Raw genomic sequence first — 2,935 nt, 5'->3', positions numbered from 1 at the left:
GCCTAGAGTCTCAATGATGTTGATGTAAGTTAAGCTACACGTCACGATTTTTTCCTAATTAGTATTTACATCAGCAAATGAAATTTAATTCACTTGAATTGCTATTAATTTTTAGTCTTCTCTCTGGGGGTATCGGCATTGATGGAAAGAAAAGTATGTACTTATTGTAAGTTTGAAAAACCCGTCTCAGAATTTAATAAGAAGGGATTTTATAATGAGAGACAACTATTTAGCTCAAAATGTAAGGAATGCTCAAATAAAAGGGAAAGGGAGTTAGCTGAGCAAAATGAATTTACAGAGACAGAAGAAGGTATTTGGGTTAATGGAAAACTAATTATAGATAGAGAATGTACTAGGTGCAATCAAATAAAAAACATATTTGATTTCAAAAGAGACAAACGTAGAGAGGCGGGACGAAGTTCGTGGTGCAAGGATTGCCACAAAGGACAAGGAAAGGAATACAGAGAAAAAGTTCCCTATACAGAGAGAAGGAACTTAGACAAGGAGAACGCAAAGAAGAAGCGGTGGAGAGAGAAGTATCCAGCAAAATTGGCAGCACAAGCTAGGAGAAGTTATTATAAAGACGTTGATAGAACTAGACGATTAAAGAGAGAAGGCTATCAAAAAAATAAGGTGCGCTACACCTTAGCAAATCTAAAACGTAGGGCTTTTAAACTTGGACTTCCAAAGGACTTTACAAAAAAGCAGGAAAGTGAAGTATTAGAATACTTCGGCAATGCCTGTGCTTTGACAGGGCGTATTGACGATATTTCTTTTGACCACTTTATCCCATTATCTTGGGGATACGGTGGGACAATTCTTGAGAACATGTTACCATTAAATCGCTCACTTAATATTAATAAATCAGATAAGAATCCCTTTGAATGGATAAAGGAAGTAGAAGTAGCAGAGCAGATAGACATTAATTTGTTTTATAGAACAGTAGAATATTTTGCTATATTAAATGATAAAAGTGTTAAAGAATTTGAGGAATACGTTTACAAATGTGAGAAAAATAAGAGGATTATAGTTGATGGTGAAAGTTACAGAATGGAATATTTTGTTGGAAGAGCCTGCAACATCAATGAAAGACCAAAGAAGGTATGTTCAAAGTGTAGGGAAGAGAAGGACTTACTAGATTTTCATGTTCAAAAAAGTGGCAGGTTTGGACGAAACTCTAGGTGTAAACCTTGTGCTATTTCAGATGCGGTAATTAGTAATAAAAAAGTAAGGGAACGTAAAAGGAATAGCGTTTAATTCCTTCCTTCTGATAATTACTTTATCATTTTAAATAAAGACTTATCAAGAGAAGTGGATACTAATTGAAGAGTGCAAGGTGGAAGGAAAGAAGAATTTCATCATAGGTTTTTCGACGGCATATGCTCATGTAATTAATATTGATATGGAGTTTGGCTAAAAAAATTCTTTAATAATTATACCCTGTAAAAAATTAGTTGGAGGGTAGATAATTGAAATTAGAAGACAAAATAAATAATGCAAAAAAGAATAAATGGATTGTACTTGCTTTACTTATAATAGCAGTTATAGCCGGTATTAGTGGACTAATAACAGATTCAAAGGAAATAAAGAATTTAATATCAGAAAGCTTTCTTAAGGAGAGAACCTTATATAAAAAAATTGAAAAGTTAAATACRGGTGTACAAGCATCTTATTTTAACAAATTACTTGGTGAACCAGTAATGATTGAGCCTTGGCGTAATGAAATGTTTCCAAATTACAAAGAATATGTATACGTTAATGATAACTTTTTTGTTAATTCAATAGCTGACGATTCAAATGCAGTATTATACTATGCTGTTACAACAAGGAAACAAAATTTCAATCCTGAATTGCCATTTGTATTTGGGGAAAATTTGAAACTGGGAGAGGCAAAAATTAGTGAATTTAATCCAGCACTAGCAAACGTTTTTTTAGATTTCGATTCAAGGCATCTTTATTATCATGAGTTTTACTATTATGGAGGTGTCGGTAATTATAAATATTATTTGATTGGTTACTCACCTTCAGGCTCTAATGTAAAGTTAAGTGAAAGTAAGTATAGTATTCCTGAAATAGCATTGGAAGAAGATGAAGACGTAAAACATAGAAAAGTAGGGATTTTCAGAAAAAGTTTAGTTCCAAATATATATGGGATTATCTCTGAAAAGGCTGATTCTAAGTTTAGAGAGATAATAAGTGAGGAGCATGAAGTTGGTGTTGATGTTAACGATGCAATTAATATTAAATAGTTAACAAAATCGATGTTTTTAAATTTAATTTTTGGTAGCAGTATATAATGCTAAGAAGGTCTAGATTTTTCTCGGCTTTTTATTATTTTATTAATATTACAAAGGTGTTTTGGCACATGTATTGTCAATTTTAAAAACAATCTTAACTACTCCCTCTGCCTTTGTAATCCGTGTTTATTTGTGTCTGTTGTTGCCCCTTAATCCCTTCATAAAAAGTTTTTGAATAGGTGTGGGGGGATTTCCACGTTTTTATGCCCCCTTTTTTGGGGATAGACGTATAATTGGTTCACTCRTACACCAAAGATTTTTGATTCACTCGATGAACTTTATTTAAGTAGTGGGGATGCAAAAAGGGGTATTGCATTTTCTGAAACATCAGTTCTGTATACAATTTGTTCTACCAATTTATATAATCTCCTTTACTTATGCTAATCTATAATTTAAATAAAGACATTCCTGCAGGAAAGCCAATTAAGCTTAATTTTAAAGAATAACAACCTGATTTTTATGGTAGAGTTCCGCTTTTATGTTAAAAAATTCACGTCCTGTTCCTTTTCCTTTGCTAATTCCGCGAGTACACAACGCACATAGTGCAATACGTTGACCTTTCTGAAATCCTAGTTTCATTAATTCTTTGTCGTTAAGTAAGACAGATACAGATGGGATATACTTGATGCCTTCAGAAT

General features: G+C 32.6%; 2 protein-coding genes and 1 pseudogene. 2 read left to right on the top strand and 1 reads right to left on the bottom strand.

The features are described from left to right. Window positions 1–138 precede the first annotated feature (138 nt). Window positions 139–1,257 (top strand): hypothetical protein, encoded by a 1,119-nt coding sequence (locus AC1DUW_RS24835; protein ID WP_477643723.1) that lies wholly within the window; start codon window positions 139–141, stop codon window positions 1,255–1,257. Window positions 1,258–1,469: 212 nt separating this feature from the next. Continuing rightward, entirely contained in the window at window positions 1,470–2,249 is a 780-nt protein-coding gene (locus tag AC1DUW_RS24830) for an ETEC_3214 domain-containing protein (RefSeq protein WP_477643722.1), read from the top strand. A gap of 483 nt (window positions 2,250–2,732) precedes the next feature. On the opposite strand, the pseudogene AC1DUW_RS24825 reads toward AC1DUW_RS24830, so the two are convergent. Further along, a pseudogene (locus AC1DUW_RS24825) lies at window positions 2,733–2,935 on the bottom strand (hypothetical protein); the annotation flags it as partial.

Source organism: Peribacillus sp. P4_C12, from assembly GCF_056402095.1.
This window is presented reverse-complemented; position numbering and strand designations above follow the sequence as displayed.